The organism is Methylobacterium sp. FF17 (assembly GCF_025813715.1).
Taxonomy (GTDB): Bacteria; Pseudomonadota; Alphaproteobacteria; order Rhizobiales; family Beijerinckiaceae; genus Methylobacterium; species Methylobacterium flocculans.
The window spans coordinates 393568-409876 of the sequence record NZ_CP107532.1 but is presented as its reverse complement, the minus strand read 5'-3'; the positions used below and the strand labels follow the sequence as shown (position 1 = coordinate 409876).

General features: G+C 68.7%; 5 protein-coding genes. All 5 read left to right on the top strand.

Annotated features, from left to right (window positions below; translation table 11 throughout):
- Positions 1-219: 219 nt before the first annotated feature.
- The 5 genes from treZ to glgB all read left to right on the top strand — a co-directional run bounded on the left by treZ (position 220) and on the right by glgB (position 16197).
- Positions 220-2022, top strand: coding sequence for a malto-oligosyltrehalose trehalohydrolase (treZ, locus tag OF380_RS01810; RefSeq protein ID WP_264049090.1), 1803 nt, complete (start codon positions 220-222; stop codon positions 2020-2022).
- On the top strand, positions 2022-6923 hold the full coding sequence (locus OF380_RS01805; protein WP_264049088.1) for a malto-oligosyltrehalose synthase: 4902 nt from the start codon (positions 2022-2024) through the stop codon (positions 6921-6923). Before treZ ends, OF380_RS01805 begins: the two co-directional genes overlap by 1 nt.
- 159 nt (positions 6924-7082) lie before the next feature.
- Entirely contained in the window at positions 7083-10463 is a 3381-nt protein-coding gene (locus OF380_RS01800) for a maltotransferase domain-containing protein (protein ID WP_264049087.1), read from the top strand.
- A 172-nt stretch (positions 10464-10635) separates the two neighbouring features.
- Complete coding sequence (gene treS, locus OF380_RS01795) at positions 10636-13893, top strand: maltose alpha-D-glucosyltransferase (RefSeq protein WP_264049086.1); 3258 nt, start codon at positions 10636-10638, stop codon at positions 13891-13893.
- A complete protein-coding gene (glgB, locus tag OF380_RS01790) occupies positions 13894-16197 on the top strand; it encodes a 1,4-alpha-glucan branching protein GlgB (protein ID WP_264049085.1) in 2304 nt (767 codons plus the stop codon). It begins immediately after the preceding gene.
- The last annotated feature ends 112 nt before the right edge of the window (positions 16198-16309 follow it).

Genomic DNA, 16309 nt, shown 5'->3' with positions numbered 1-16309 from the left:
CGCGCTGGGGGGGTACGGGCGGTGTGTCCCGGCACGGCCCGGAACCCGCGTGGCCGTGCGCTGCACAAAACTCTCTCGCGCAGCGGTTGTCGCATCCAAGCCACGCCTTACCTCGGCAGTGACGATCCAGGGAACAACGGCGGGCGCGCGGGCTTCTGGAAGGTGCGGCGGACGCAGACGACACCCTGGCGAACTCGAGACACGGAAGATGGTGGCCTGATGCGGCGCGCCCATAGCATGGCCTTCGGCAGTGAAGTCACGAAGGACGGAGTCCGGTTCGCCCTCTGGGCACCGACGGCCGAGCGGGTCGCCCTGGTGCTCGACGGGACCGACCACCCGATTCCGGAGGTCGGCGAGGGCTGGCGCCGGGTCACGGTGCCTGGCGTCAAGGGCGGCGCGCGCTATGGTTACCGCATCGACGGCGACCTCGTGGTGCCCGACCCGGCCTCGCGCTTCCAGCCGGACGACGTTTCGGGCCTGAGCGAAGTCGTCGACCCCGGCGCCTACGCGTGGTCCGATACGGCCTGGACCGGGCGCCCGTGGGAAGAGGTGGTGCTCTACGAACTCCACGTCGGCACCGCGACGCCGGAGGGCACCTATGCGGCGCTCGAAGGCAAGCTCGAGGACCTGCGCGACCTCGGCGTCACCGCGATCGAGCTCCTGCCGCTCGCCGACTTCAAGGGCACGCGCAACTGGGGTTACGACGGCGTGCTGCCCTACGCGCCGGATGGCGTGTACGGCCGCCCCGAGGATCTGAAGCACCTCATCGACACCGCGCATGGCCTCGGACTGATGGTGTTCCTCGACGCCGTCTACAACCACTTTGGCCCGGCCGGGAACTATCTCAACGCCTACGCCAAGACCTTCTTCACCGAGCGTCACCAGACGCCCTGGGGCGCGGGCATCAACTTCGACGGAGAGACCAGCGGGCCGGTCGTTCGCGACTTCTTCATCGAGAATTCGCTCTATTGGCTGGAGGAGTTCCACTTCGACGGCATCCGCTTCGACGCGGTCCATGCGATCCTGGACGATTCCCCCAAGCACTTCCTCGGCGAACTGGCCGAGACGATCCGGGCCCGCCTGCCCGGCCGCCACATCCACCTCGTCCTGGAGAACGAGGCCAATCAGGCCCGCTGGCTGGAGCGGGACGCGCAGGGCGCGGCGATCCAGCACAACGCCCAGTGGGCGGACGACCTGCACCATTGCTGGCACGTGCTGCTGACGGGCGAGGATGCCGGCTACTACGCGAGCTTCGCCGACAAGCCCGTCGCGCATCTCGCCCGCTGCCTGTCGGAGGGCTTCGCCTATCAGGGCGAGCCCTTCCCGACCCTCGACAATCACCCGCGCGGCGAGCCCTCCGCCCACCTGCCGCCCTCGGCCTTCGTCACCTTCCTGCAGAACCACGATCAGGTCGGCAACCGGGCCCTGGGTGAGCGCCTGAGCGCGCTCGCCGACCCCGCCAAGCTGGGGCTGGCCCGGGCCGGATTGCTGCTGAGCCCCCAGATCCCCATGCTGTGGATGGGCGAGGAATGGTCGGCCTCCGCGCCGTTCCTCTTCTTCGTGGATTTCGCGCCGGACGAGGACCTGAACAAGGCGGTGCGCGAGGGGCGGCGCCGCGAGTTCAAGAGCTTCGCGGCGTTCGCCGACGACACCTCCGTGATCCCCGATCCGACCGCGGAGAAGACCTTCACGGATTCGCGCATCGACTGGGCCGAGGCCGCGGCCGCGCCGCACCGCTCCGTCTGGGCCGATACGCGCAATCTGCTCCAGATCCGGCATCAGACCGTCGTGCCGCTGACCAAGACCCGCTACCTCGGCGCGAAGGCGATCCAGCCACGCCCGGACGTGGTAGATTGTACCTGGTCCTACGAGGGCGGCTGGCTGCGCTTCGTCGCCAACGTGGGCACCGACGACTTCACGGCGGAGCGCGGCACCGGCCAGGTGGTGTGGTCGAACGGATCGGCCGACGGATCGATCGAACTCCCGTCCTGGACGGGTGTCTTCCTGACGGGTGTGAACTGATGAGCCGCGACCTCGAACGCCTCGCCGACCTTCTCGGTGTCGCCGCCGGCTACACCGACGCCTTCGGGCAGCGGGTCGATACCGATCTCGACGTGCGGCGCGGCATGATTTCGGCCCTGGGCTTCCCGGTGGAAACCGACGCGGACATCGCGCGCAGCCTCGCGGAGGTCGAGGCGGTGCGCAGCGGCCTGATCCCGCCCCTGCTGCCGGCCGAGGCGCGGCGCGCGATCACCGTCCCGATCCAGATCCCGGGTGCCACCGGCACGCTGTCCTGGCGCCTCGTGGACGAGCGCGGGCTCCATCGCGAGGGTCGGGTCGCCGTCTCCGGCAAGACCTTCGAGTTGCCGCCCCTGACGCCGGGCTATCACAGCCTGACCGTCAGCCTCGGCGAGCACCGGGCGGAGGCCTGGGTGATCGCGGCGCCGCAGCGCTGCTGGCGTCCGCGTGCCTATGCGGATGAGGGGGCCCGCGACTGGGGTCTGGCCGCGCAGCTCTACGGCCTGCGTTCGCCGCACAACCTCGGGATCGGCTCCTACGTGGATGCCGGGCGGGCGGCGCATGACGCGGGCCTGCGCGGCGCCTCGTTCCTCGGCCTGAGCCCTGTCCACGCCCTGTTCGCCACCGACCGGACCAAGATCTCGCCCTATTCGCCGTCCTCGCGACTGTTCCTCGAGACCCTGTTCATTGAGCCCGGCGTGCTGCCGGGCTTCGCAGGGTCGAAGGCCGAGGCGCTGCTCGCCTCGATGGCGGACCGGGTCGAGGCCCTGCGCGAGGCCAAGCTCGTGGATCATGCCGGCATCTGGGGCGTGCTCTCGCCGGTGCTGCGGGAACTCTGGCAGAAATCCGCCGCCCGCGAGGGCGCCGATGCGGGCTTCTCCGACTTCCGGACCGTTGGGGGCGCGGACCTCGAAGCCCATGGCACCTTCGAAGCCCTAGCCGAGCACTTCCAGGTCCAAGGGGCGCAATGGCTCGGCGACTGGCCGGAGGACATGCGCCGCAACGGCACCCCGGCCGTCCAGGCCTTCGCCAAGGCACATGCCGAGGCGGTGACCTACCACATCTGGCTTCAGTACCTCGCCGACCGGCAGCTCGAGGACGCGTCCAGCACGGCGCTCGGGACCGGCATGCGCCTCGGCCTCTACCGCGACCTCGCGGTGGGTGCCGACCGCGGCGGGTCCGAGATCTGGTCGCACCCGGAGCGCTTCGCCAACGGTGTCTCCATCGGCGCCCCGCCGGACCTGCTGGCGCCGAAGGGCCAGGATTGGGGATTGCCGGCCTTCCATCCCCTGGAAATGGAACGGGACGGGCTCGCGGCCTTCCGGGCGCTGGTGGTGGCGAACATGCGCCATGCCGGCGCGATCCGCATCGATCACGCCTTCCAGCTCGCCCGCCTGTTCCTGATCCCGGTGGGCCGCTCGGCCAAGGAAGGCGCCTACGTGGCGATGCCCTTCGAGCCGATGCTCGCGGTGCTGCGCCTGGAAAGCCACCGCGCGAAGTGCCTCGTCATCGCCGAGGATCTCGGCACGGCGCCCGAGGGCTTCTCCGATGCGCTGATGCAGGCGGGCATCCTGAGCTACCGCATCCTCGCCTTCGAGCGCGAGCAGGGCGCCCGCTTCAAGCCGCCGGGCGCTTATCCCCGCGACGCGCTCACCGCCATCACCACGCACGACCTGCCGACCTTCATGGGCTGGTGGCGCGGGGTCGACACCGACACCCGCCAGGCGCTGGGCCTCTACGATTCCGAGCGGGCCGAAGCCGAGCGCCGCGAGCGCGTCGAGGAGCGCGCGCGCTTGACGGAGGCGCTGGCCTCCGAGCAGTTGCTGCCGAGCTACGACCCGCCGGAAGCGGCGCCCCTGGAGGCCGCCGCGCGCTACCTCGGCCGGGCCCCGTCCATGCTGACGGCGGTCCAGTACGAGGACGTGGTCTCGGAATTGTCGCAGGCGAACGTCCCCGGCTCGACGGAGGGCTACCCCAACTGGCGCCGCAAGCTCGACCGGACCCTCGAGAGCATTGCCGCCCCCGGTGGCCCGCTCGCCAAGCTCGCAGCCTCGCTGGCCGCCGAGGATCGCGGTCCCCGCTCGGGCGCCGCGCGCCTCGCCTCGCCTCCGCCGCGTGCGACCTACCGCCTGCAGTTCCACAAGGACTTCACCTTCGCGGATGCAGAGCGGATCGTTCCGTACTTGGCCAAGCTCGGCATCAGCCACGTCTACGCGTCGCCGATCCAGAAGGCGCGCCCCGGCTCGACCCACGGCTACGACATCGTCGACCACGCCACGATCAACCCGGAGCTCGGCGGCGAGGAGGGCTTCATCCGCTTCTCCGACGCGCTGCACGGCGCCGGCCTGAAGTTCCTCCTCGACATCGTGCCCAACCACATGGGCGTCGGCGGCGCCGACAACCCGTGGTGGCTCTCGGTGCTCGAATGGGGCGGTCTCTCGCCCTCGGCCGAGGCCTTCGACATCGATTGGTCGCGGCTCGGGGCCAATAGCAAGCTCGTGGTGCCCTTCCTCGGCGATCGCTACGGCGAAGCCCTGGAGAAGGGCACGCTGGAGCTCAAGTTCGATGCCGCGAAGGGCGCCTTCAGCGTCTGGCACTACGAGCACGAATTCCCGATCTGTCCGCTGCAATACCCGACCATCCTCAACCGTTCGCTGGCGGCGCTCGGCGAGATCGACGATGCCGCCGCCCTCGAGGTGCTCGGCATCTCCGAGCGGCTGCGTACGATGGGCGAGGACACCAGCGACGAGCGGCGGCGCGGTTTCCCGGCTGAGGCCGAGGATTTGAAGGGCCGTCTCGTGGAGGCGGTGGCGGCGTCCCCCGCCATCGCGGCGGCGATCGGGCGCACGCTCCGGCTGCTCAACGGCGCCAAGGGCCATGCCGACAGCTTCGGCCCGCTGCACCGTCTGCTCGAGCAGCAATCCTACCGCCTCGCCCATTGGCGAATCGCGGCGAGCGACATCAACTACCGGCGCTTCTTCGACGTGAACGGGCTCGCGGGCCTGCGCGTCGAGAAGTCTGACGTGTTCCAGCGCTCGCACGAGACCATCTTCCGCCACATCGAGGCGGGACGGATCGACGGCCTGCGCATCGACCATATCGACGGTCTCGCCGACCCCCTCGGCTACGCCCGCGCGTTGCAGGCCGCCATCGGGCCGGGCTTCTACGTGGTGGTGGAGAAGATCCTCGAGCCCGGCGAGCGCCTGCGGCCCTGGCCGGTGGCGGGCACCACCGGCTACGACGTGCTCAACCACCTCGACGGCATCCTGGTGGATCAGGGCAAGCGGGCGGAGGTGCGCAAGCTCTACGAGAGCCGCACACAGTTCGATGAGCCCTACAAGTTCATGCTCCGCGCCGCCAAGGCCGAGATCCTGGAGATCAGCTTCGCCTCCGAACTCGAGGTGATGACCTCCGACCTGAAAGCGGTGGCGGATGCGGACCGGCGCACCCGCGACTTCTCGGTCAATGCCATCCGCCGGGCGCTGATCGAGATCATCGCGCGCTTCCCGACCTATCGCAGCTACCTGCCGGGGGATCTCGACGAGAGCGATGTGGAGGATGAGGACATCCGCCTCATCGAGACGGCGGTGAAGAAGGCCAAGCGCTGGAGCGCCCTGCCGGACCGCTCGGTGCATGATTTCGCCGCCGACGCCATGCTCGGGCGCATCGACGTGACCGGATCGGGCCGGCCCGATCCGGAGGTGATCCTGCGCTTCCGCCGCCGCTTCCAGCAGCTGACCGGTCCCGTGATGGCCAAGAGCCTGGAGGACACGCTGTTCTACCGGTTCGCCGAACTCCTGGCCCTGAACGAGGTCGGCGGCGATCCGGGCGAGTACGGCCTCGACGCGGAGCATTTCCACGCGCTCCAGGCGGCCCGCGCCCGCGACTGGCCGAACGCCATGATCACTACGGCGACCCACGACACCAAGCGTGGCGAGGATGCCCGTTCGCGCCTCCTCGCCCTCTCGGAGATACCCGAGGCCTGGGCCGAGGCCTGGGACACATGGACCGCCCTGGCGACGCCCCATCTCACCGCCATCGACAAGGAGCCGGCCCCCGACGCCAACGACCAGTGGATGTTCTTCCAGGCCATCCTCGGTGCCTGGCCGCTGGAGTTGCTGGAGCGGGACGAGCCGGCCGCGATCGAGGATTTCCGCAAGCGCCTCGACGCCTATGCGGAGAAGGCGCTGCGGGAATCGAAGCGCCGGTCGAGCTGGGTCAACGTGGACGAGGCCTACGAAGGCGCCGTGCACGCGCTCTTCGCCAAGCTGGTCGCGCCGGGTTCGGCGTTCCTGGCGCAGTTGCGCCCCTTCGCGAAGCGGCTCGCCCATCTTGGCATGATCGCGGGCCTCGGCCGGACCGTGCTGAAGGCGACCCTGCCGGGCCTGCCGGACACCTACCAGGGCACCGAGTTCTGGGACTTCTCCTTCGTCGATCCCGACAACCGCCGTCCGGTGGACTACCCGGCGCTGACCCGCGCCCTGGAGGAGGGGGCTCCGGCCGTCGACCTGCTGGCGCATTGGCCCGACGGCCGCGTGAAGCAGGCGACCCTCGCACGGCTGCTCGCCGACCGCGCGGCGCGCCCGACCTTCTATGCCGACGCCGATTATCAGGCGCTGCCCGCGACGGGTCCGAAGGCGGCGCATGTCATCGCATTCACACGTTCGGATGCGACGACGGGCGAGGGCGATCTCGTGGTGGCCGTGCCGCGCCTCGTCGCCGGGTTCGTCGGCGATGCGGTCTGGTCGAGCGAGGCCTACGTGGGAACGAGTCTCCCGGTGACGCCCGGGACGGCCTGGACCGATCTCGTGACGGGCGACGAGGTTGTCACCGAGGATGGACGGATCGAACTGGGACGGGCCTTCGCGCGTCTGCCCTACGTCGTCCTGAAGCGGACCCGCTGACGCCGCCTGCCGCCTCGCCACCCCGCGAGGCACAGCGGCACTGACGACCAAAGGGGGAGGGGTGAGCCTCCCCCGCGACGATCCCGCTGTCCGGGATCGGTGCGACGCGGGCCGCCCCGGACCCGCGTCCGACACATGAACGACTGGAATGGAGCACGCATGAACGCACCGAGCCCCGCAACGACCGCCGCCCAGCGGACCGAAGCCGGTCAGGTGCCGCTGCCGGCCAGCCTCGCGCCCCGCGCCGAGGGGCCGCGCATCTACAATCTGTTCCCCCTGCTCGTGGGTCGCGTCTCGGCCTGGACCGCGGAACTCCCCCGCATCGCCGCGCTGGGCTTCGACTGGATCTACCTGAACCCGTTCCATCAGACGGGCGGGTCGCGCAGCCTCTACGCGGTGGCCGACCCGGACCACCTCGACGCGCGTTTCCGCGACGATGACGGCACCTCGGACGACGAGCAGATCCGACGGTTCTGCGCCGCCGCCGCCTCGCACGGCCTGCGCGTGATGACCGACCTCGTCATCAACCACACGGCCATGGACGGTCCCCTGGCCGCGCAGCGTCCCGACCTGTTCCTGAGGGATGCGGAAGGACGGATCGAGAGCCCCTACGCGGTCGATCCCGTCGATCCCTCGCTCCGCACGGTCTGGGGCGACCTCGCCGAACTCGACTACCATTCCGAGGCACCGCGCCAGGAACTCACCCGGTTCTGGTCGGGATACGTCAATCGTCTGCAGGACCTCGGCGTGGGCGGCTTCCGCTGCGACGCGGCCTACAAGGTGCCGGCCGAGGTCTGGCGCGACCTGATCGGCGCGGCGAAAGCCCTGGAACCGGAATGCCTCTTCGCGGCCGAGACGCTGGGCTGCACCTTCGAGGAGGCGCAGGCCACGGCCGGAGCCGGCTTCGACTACCTCTTCAACAGCTTCGCCTGGTGGGACCTCAAGGCTTCGTGGGCGCTGGAGCAGTATGACCGCCTGCGCGTGATCGCGCCGTCGATCGCCTTCCCCGAGAACCACGACATGGCCCGCCTCGCGGCGGATCTCGACGGCGACACCGCGGCCATCGCGCAGGCCCTGAAGGCACGCTACGCTCTAGCGGCCTTCTTCTCGGCCGGCGTGCTCCTGCCGATCGGCTACGAGTGGGGTTACCGCACCGCGTTGCACGTGGTGGACACCACGCCCGAGGCCCGCGAGAGCGACACCGGGATCGACATCTCGGGCTATGTGTCCGCGATCAACGCGCTGCGCGCCGACCTGCCGGCCGCCAACGTGGAAGGGGCCCAGGCCCGCATCTCCGCGCCGGACGCGGCCTACGTCGCCCTGCTGCGCTTCGACACCGGCCACGGCGCCTCCGCGAACAGCGCCACCCTGGTGCTGCACAACCCGACCGAGACATCCGTGCCGGTCGAGCCGGGGACGCTGCTCGCCCGCACTGGTGGCATGCTCGGCGACTTCATCGACCGCACGCCGGAGGCCGAGCCGATCGATTTCCGGCCCGGCATCGCCCTGGCGCTGGCGCCCGGCGAGGTCCGCATCCTTTCCGCCGAGCGCGCCACCGTGGCGGTGCCTCCGGAATCCGGCACGCCCACGGGGGAAGGCCGCGTCGTCATCGAAGCGGTGATGCCCGAACTCGATGGGGGACGCTCGGCCGTCAAGCGCGTGGTGGGCGAGAGCGTCTACGTCACCGCGGACATCTTCAGCGACGGCCACGAGATCATCGACGCCGAGATTCTGTCCCGCGTGGTGGGCGAGACGGACTGGCGCGCCGACCGCATGGTCTTCGTGGACAACGACCGCTGGGGCGGCCACTTCCCGCTGCTGCGCAACGCCCGCTACGAGTTCACCGTCCAGGCCTGGCGGGACGGCTACTCCTCCTGGGTCCGCGACACCCTGAAGAAGCGCCAAGCCGGCGTGGATGTCCGGCTGGAGACCATCGAGGGTGTCCAGTTCGTCACCGGCGCCGCCCAGAATGCCGGGGGCCCGGACCGCGAGCGCCTGAACGCCCTGGTCGATGACCTGGAGGGCCGGGAATCCGGCTCGGCGGCCCAGCTCGACCTCATGCTGGAACCCACGAATGCCAGCCTGATCCGCCGGCACGCCCCGCGCATCAACCTCTCGCGCTACCCCGTCGACGTCCCCGTGATCGCCGACCGTCTCGCGGCCCGGTTCTCGGCCTGGTACGAGATCTTCCCGCGCTCGCAGTCGATGGACGTCAACCGGCACGGCACCTTCGACGACGTGATCCGGCGCCTGCCCGAGATCCGCGAACTCGGTTTCGACGTACTCTATTTCACGCCGATCCATCCGATCGGGAAGACCAACCGCAAGGGCAAGAACAACATCCTGAAGGCGCTTGAGGGCGATGTCGGCTCGGTCTATGCGGTCGGCTCCGAGGAGGGCGGGCACGAGGCCGTCCACCCCGAACTCGGCACCCTCGACGATTTCCGACGCCTCGTGGCCGCGAGCCATGCCTATGGCATGGAGATCGCCCTCGACTTCGCGATCCAGTGCTCGCCGGATCACCCCTGGATCAAGAATCACCCCGAGTGGTTCGAGTGGCGTCCGGACGGCACCCTGAAATTCGCCGAGAATCCGCCCAAGAAGTACGAGGATATCTCGAACGTCCATTTCTACGGCGGTGCGCTGCCCTCCCTCTGGATCGAATTGCGCGACATCGTGATGGGCTGGGCCGCCCTCGGCGCGCGCATCTTCCGGGTCGACAACCCGCACACCAAGCCGATCCCGTTCTGGGAATGGATGATCGCCGCGGTCAACGCCCGCTATCCCGACGTCATCTTCCTTGCCGAGGCGTTCACCCGCCCGAAGATGATGAAGAAGCTCGCCAAGGCAGGCTATCAGCAGAGCTACACCTACTTCACCTGGCGCGATACCAAGGTGGACCTGATCGCCTACTCCACCGAGCTCGCCGGCGAGATGGGCGAGTATTATCGGCCGAACTTCTTCGCGAACACGCCCGACATCAATCCGATCTACCTGCAGACCAGCGGACGGGCGGGCTTCGTCGTGCGGGCGACACTGGCCGCGACGCTCTCTAGCGTCTGGGGTATCTACAACGGCTTCGAACTCTGCGAAGCCGCACCCTATCCCGGCAAGGAGGAGTACCTCAACTCCGAGAAGTACGAGTTGAAGGCCTGGGACTACGACCGGCCCGGGAATATCCGCGAGCACATCATCAAGCTGAACACGATCCGGCGCGACAATCCGGCCCTGTGGGACTTCCGCAACGTGACCTTCACGGGCACCTACAACGACCAGATCATCGGATACGCCAAGATCACCCCGGAAGGCGACAACTGCATCTTCGTGCTGGTCAATCTCGACCCGCGCAACCGCCAGGAATGCACCTACGAGGTTCCGCTCTGGCTGCTCGGCGAGCCGGATGACGGCGCCGTCGAGGTCGAGGACCTGCTGCTCGGCTACAAGTTCGAGCTGCGTGGGAAATCGCACCGGATCGCCCTCGACCCCGCCGAGCGTTCGGCGGTGGTCTGGCGGCTTCGGGCGCCGCGCCGGGTTGCGTGAGGCGCGTGCCCGTGTCAGCAAAAAACCCGGCGATCGGCAACGATCGTCGCGGTGTCGCCTCAGTGTCGGCGCCTATCCCCAACGTGGACGGCATGCGCGGACGCCTCTTCCGGGAGGTCGTTGCGGAAACTCCGAAAACGCCCTTGAACTCGACGTATGAGGCAACGACGCGATGATCGATCGCAGCGATCCGCAATGGTACCGTGACGCCATCATCTACCAGATCCACGTCAAGTCGTTCTTCGACTCCAACAATGACGGGATCGGCGATTTCGAGGGCCTGACCCAGAAGCTCGACTACGTGCGCGACCTCGGCGTCACGGCGATCTGGCTGATGCCGTTCTATCCCTCGCCGCTGCGCGACGACGGCTACGACATCGGCGACTACCGCGAGGTCAACCCGTCCTACGGGACGATGGAGGAGTTCCGGAAGTTCGTGGACGCCGCCCACGAGCGCGGGCTTCGCGTCATCACCGAGCTCGTCATCAACCACACCTCGGACCAGCACCCCTGGTTCCAGCGGGCCCGCGAGGCGCCCGCCGGCAGCCCGGAGCGCGACTTCTACGTCTGGTCGGACACCGACACGCCGTACTCGGACACGCGCATCATCTTCCTCGACACCGAGGTTTCGAACTGGACCTGGGATCCGGTCGCCAAGCAGTATTTCTGGCACCGCTTCTACAGCCACCAGCCCGACCTGAACTTCGACAACCCGGCCGTGCTCGAGGCCGTGATCGAGGTCATGCGCTACTGGCTCGATATGGGCGTCGACGGGCTGCGCCTCGACGCGATCCCGTACCTGATCGAGCGCGACGGCACGAACTGCGAGAACCTGCCGGAGACCCATACGGTCATCAAGGCCATCCGCTCCGCCCTCGATGCGAGCTATCCCGACCGGATGCTGCTGGCGGAAGCCAACCAGTGGCCCGAGGAGACCGCGCAGTATTTCGGCGACGGCGACGAGTGCCACATGGCATTCCACTTCCCGCTGATGCCGCGCATGTACATGGCGATCGCCCGCGAGGACCGGCACCCGATCACCGACATCATGCGCCAGACCCCGGAGATCCCGGAAGGCTGTCAGTGGGCCATCTTCCTGCGCAACCACGACGAGCTGACCCTCGAAATGGTGACGGCCGAGGAGCGCGACTACCTCTGGTCGTTCTACGCCGCCGAGCGCCGCGCCCGCATCAATCTCGGCATCCGGCGCCGCCTCGCGCCCCTGCTCGAGAACGACCGGCGCAAGATCGAACTCATGAAGTCCCTCGTCCTGTCGATGCCCGGCACGCCGGTGCTCTACTACGGCGACGAGATCGGCATGGGCGACAACATCTACCTCGGTGACCGCGACGGCGTGCGGACCCCGATGCAGTGGACGCCCGACCGCAACGGCGGCTTCTCGCGGGCCAACCCGCAGAAGCTGTTCCTGCCCTCCGTGCAGGACCCGATCTACGGCTTCGACGCGATCAACGTCGAGGCGCAGACCCAGTCGCAGACCAGCCTGCTGAACTGGACACGGCGCATGATCGCGATCCGCAACAACTCGGTCGCGCTGGGACGCGGCGGGATGCAGTTCCTGTATCCGTCGAACCGCAAGGTGCTCGCCTGGATCCGCGAGTTCGAGGGTGAGCGCGTGCTCTGCGTGGCCAACCTCTCGCGGGCGCCGCAGGCCGTGCAGCTCGACCTGTCCGAACTGCGCAACGCGGTCCCGATCGAGCTGACCGGCGGCTCCGAGTTCCCGGCGATCGGCGAATTGCCCTACCTGCTGACGCTGCCGTCCTACGGCTTCTACTGGTTCTCCCTGAGCGCGGCGAACACCGGCAGCATCGGGCCGCAGCCGGAACTGCCGGAGCTGTTCACGCTGGTGCTCACTGGCGGCATCGAATCCCTGATGGCGGGGCGCGAGCGCACCGCCTTCGAGCGCACGGTCGCGCCGCGCTTCATCGCGACCCGGCGCTGGTTCGCCGCGAAGGGCTCGCGCATCAAGTCGGTGCAGGTCACAGACAGCGTCGCCCTGAAGGACAGCACCGGCGAGGCGCGCTTCCTGCTGCCCCGCGTCGCCGTCCACCTCTCCACAGGCGAGCGTCAGGACTACTTCGTGCCCGTGGCCGTGGACGAGGGCCGCGAGGACGAGGCGATGCTCCAGCACGCCGTCGCCCGCGTGCGTCGCGGCCCGCGCACCGGCCTGCTCCTGGGCGCCTCGGCGTCCCCCGCCTTCGCGGTCTCGATGATCGAGGCCATGCGCGACGGACGCGAGGTCGCCACGGAGAACGGGCGCCTCGTGTTCTCCACCACCTCGGCCTTCGATCCCGAGGTTACCATCGACGCGGGCGAGGTCCGCTCGCTGAACGCCGAGCAGAGCAACACGTCGATCGCCATCGGCTCGAAGATGATGCTCAAGCTGCTGCGCCGGCTGCAGACGGGAACGCATCCGGAGATCGAGGTCGGGCGCTTCCTCACCGAGACGGCGCACTTCACCAACACGCCGGCGCTGCTCGGCGTGCTGGAGCACGTGGATGCCGAGGGCACCCGCACGGCGCTCGCCGTGCTGCAGAAGTTCGTGCCGAACCAGGGCGATGCCTGGAGCCTGATGCTCGAGGGCCTGCGCCGCGACTTCGACACCGTCGTGCTGGCGCCGGAAAGCGAGGCGCCGTCCCCGGCCGATGCCTTCGAGCCGCACCTGCGCTGGGCGATCCTGCTCGGCCGACGCACCGCCGAGATGCACAACGCCTTCGCGGTGGAGACGGACGACCCGGCCTTCGCGGCCGAACCCTTCGAGCACGCGGACCTTCATGCGCTCGGCGACGACACCCGCCGGCAGGCCGAGCGTGCCTTCCGGGGCCTCGACGGCCTGGCGGGACGCGGCTCCAACGCGGCGAGCACCGAACTGGCGGGTCGCCGCCGCGAGGTCGAGGCCGCGATCGAGACGCTGACCGCCCGCGCGCCCCTCGGCGCCATGAAGACCCGCATCCACGGCGACTATCACCTGGGTCAGGTGCTGGCCGCCGAGGACGACCTCATCATCGTCGATTTCGAGGGCGAACCCTCGCGGCCGGCCGATGAGCGGCGCACCAAGTCGACGCCCCTGCGCGATGTCGCCGGCATGCTGCGCTCCTTCGCCTACGGCGCGGAGACGGTCACGCGCGGGATCGCCGCCCGCTTCTCGGATTCCGAGGAGCGTGCACGCCGGGCCTCCATCGCCTGGCGCGGCATGATCGATGCAGCCTTCCTCGACGGGTATCGCGAGGCGGTCTCGGTGAGCCGCGCCGCCGTGACCGATCCGGAGACCGAGAGCCGCCTCCTCAAGCTCTCGCTCCTGACGAAGGCGCTCTACGAGGTCGATTACGAAGCCAACAATCGTCCCGACTGGATCGAAATCCCCGCACGTGGGGTTCTCAACATTCTGGACGAGATCAAGAAAGGCGTTTGAATGATGGGCATCGACGAGACGTTCGCGAGCAGGACCGGACTCGCGTCGGGCGCCTCCGGATCGGCGGACGTTGCGCCCGGTGCCACCCGGGCGCCGCAGGGTGCGGCGTCCGAGACGGCGTCGCTCCACCCCGATGCCGTCGCGGCCATCATGGCGGCGAACCACGGCGATCCCTTCTCGGTCCTCGGTCCCCATCAGGTGGGACCGGATCTCTGGGAGGTCCGTGCCGTCCTGCCGGAGGCGAAGGCCGCGAGCCTTCTGGTGGGCGGACAGCGTATCGCCTTCGAACGCAAGCATCCGGACGGCTTCTTCGTCGCCCGCGTGCCGAGTCAGGGGCGCCCGCTCTACGAGCTCGCCGTCGAGGCCTGGGACGGCACCGAGCGCTCGCGCCACGACCCCTACGGTTTCGGCTCGTCCCTGCGCCAGGAGGACATCGACAACCTGCGTGAGGTCGGCAGCAACGTCACCTACCGCATCCTCGGGGCGCAGGCCCGCAACGTCGACGGGATCGAGGGATTCCGCTTCGCGGTCTGGGCACCGAACGCCCGCCGGGTCAGCGTGGTGGGCGATTTCAACAACTGGGATGGCCGGCGCCACCCCATGCGCCTCTGGCAGAATGGCGGCGTCTGGGAGCTGTTCATCCCCGGGCTGAAGGCCGGGGCCCACTACAAGTACGAGATCCGTGGGGCCGACGGCTCCGTGCTGCCGCTCAAGGCCGATCCGGTCGCCTTCGCGGCGCAGAAGCCGCCGGAGACGGCCTCCGTCCTGCAGGGCACGAACGATCCCGCCTGGAACGACGCGCAGTGGATGGAGACGCGGGGCGCGAAGGATCCGCGCCACGTCCCGATCTCGATCTACGAGGTCCATCTCGGCTCCTGGGCCCGCGTGGCCGAGGAGGGCAACCGTTACCTGACCTACCGGGAGCTGAGCGAGCGCCTGATCCCCTACGTCAAGGAGATGGGCTTCACCCACATCGAAATGCTGCCGATCACGGAGTTTCCGTTCGACGGTTCATGGGGCTACCAGCCGGTCTCGCTGTTCGCGCCGACCAGCCGCTTCGGGACGCCGGACGACTTCGCCGCCTTCGTGGACGCGGCCCACGCGGCCGGCATCGGCGTGATGCTGGACTGGGTGCCGGGTCACTTCCCCCTCGACGCGCACGGCCTCGGCCAGTTCGACGGCACGCATCTCTACGAGCATGCCGACCCGCGCCAGGGCTTCCACCAGGATTGGGGCACCTACATCTACAATTTCGGCCGCACGGAGGTGTCGAGCTTCCTCGCCGCCAACGCGCGATTCTGGCTGGAGCACTACCACCTCGACGGCCTGCGCGTGGATGCCGTCGCCTCGATGCTCTACCTCGACTATTCGCGCCGGCAGGGCGAGTGGATCCCGAACCGTTACGGCGGCAACGAGAACCTCGACGCCATCGAATTCCTGCGCAAGACCAACGAGGCGACCTACGCGCACGCGCCGGGCACGCTCACGGTGGCGGAGGAGTCGACCTCCTGGCCCGGCGTCTCGCACCCGACCTACACGGGCGGCCTCGGGTTCGGCTTCAAGTGGAACATGGGGTGGATGCACGACACCCTGAACTTCGTCTCGAAGGAGACGATCCACCGGCGCTACCACCACCACGACCTCACCTTCGGCCTGCTCTACGCCTTCTCGGAGAACTTCATCCTGCCGCTGTCCCATGACGAAGTGGTGCACGGGAAGGGCTCGCTGCTCGGCAAGATGCCGGGCGACCGCTGGCAGAAGTTCGCGAATCTCAGGGCGTATTACGGGTTCATGTGGGGGCATCCCGGCAAGAAGCTGCTCTTCATGGGCTGCGAGTTCGGCCAGGAGAAGGAGTGGAACCACAACCAGAGCCTCGATTGGCACCTGCTCGATGACGGGATGCACCAGGGCGTCAAGGATCTGATCCGCGACCTGAACCATCTCTACAAGGCGACGCCGGCCCTGCATGCGCGCGACACCGAGGCCGGCGGGTTCCAGTGGCTGGTTTCGGACGACCAGGACAATTCGGTCATCGCCTGGGCCCGCAAGGGCCGCGAGGCGGGTGAACTCGCCGTCGTGGTCTCGAACTTCACACCCGTCCCGCGCGAGGGCTACCGCGTGGGTGTCCCCGCGCCCGGCTTCTATCGCGAGGCGATCAACTCGGATGCCGAACGCTACGGCGGCTCGAACGTGGGCAATATGGGCGGCGTCCGCGCCGAAGAAACGCCGAGCCACGGCCAGCCCTACTCGATCGCGCTGACGATCCCGCCGCTGGCAACCACGATCTTCGTGCGGGAAGACTGATACAACGCCGCCTCGCGCCTCCTTTCCATCGCGAAAGGGGGCGCAAGGCCCGGTGGTTTTACGGCGGACCTGCGAGACAGCCTTGCAAATACGAAGAAGCCGGCGAGGGATG